At 66.0% G+C, this 529-nt stretch carries 1 protein-coding gene; it reads left to right on the top strand.

The window, feature by feature from the left end; translation table 11 throughout:
- Positions 1 to 162 precede the first annotated feature (162 nt).
- Positions 163 to 529, top strand: a 367-nt coding sequence (locus FNQ90_RS27935) for an MIP/aquaporin family protein (RefSeq protein WP_182608574.1), incomplete at its 3' end; no start/stop codon positions are given.

The following is a 529-nucleotide window of genomic DNA, read 5'->3' as shown; positions in this document are numbered from 1 at the left end:
CCCCGGAGCCGCCCCCGCACCGACTCCGGGTCGAACCATCGTTCACACCCCCTTGACGAGACATGCCCGCGGGACAAAAATTGCCGTTCATCGGTCGACAATGTCGAACAACGTACGCCAGGCGGCCGATCTTTCCCTGGACGAAGGACAAAGGAGTCACGGGTGTCCAGCTCCGACATCTTCTTCGGTGAGGTCATCGGCACCGCCGTCCTCATCCTTCTGGGCGGCGGCGTGGTCGCCGGTGTCGTTCTCAAGAAATCCAAGGCGTTCGGCGCGGGCTGGGTGGCCATCACCTTCGGGTGGGGCTTCGCCGTCCTGAGCGGTGTCTACATCTCCGGCGAACTGTCCGGCGCCCACATCAACCCCGCCGTCACCCTCGGTCTGGCGATCGCCGGAGGCGGCTGGTCCGATGTGCCGCTCTACTGGCTCGGACAACTGATCGGCGCCATGCTCGGTGCCGTTCTCGTCTGGTTGGCCTACTACGGCCACTTCCGCGCCCACCTGGAGGACCCGGGCACGGTCTCCCCGC

The organism is Streptomyces alkaliphilus (genome assembly GCF_014141535.1).
Classification (GTDB): Bacteria; Actinomycetota; Actinomycetes; order Streptomycetales; family Streptomycetaceae; genus Streptomyces; species Streptomyces alkaliphilus.
The sequence above is the reverse complement of the archived record's forward strand: the minus strand, read 5'-3'. Positions and strand labels throughout refer to the sequence as shown.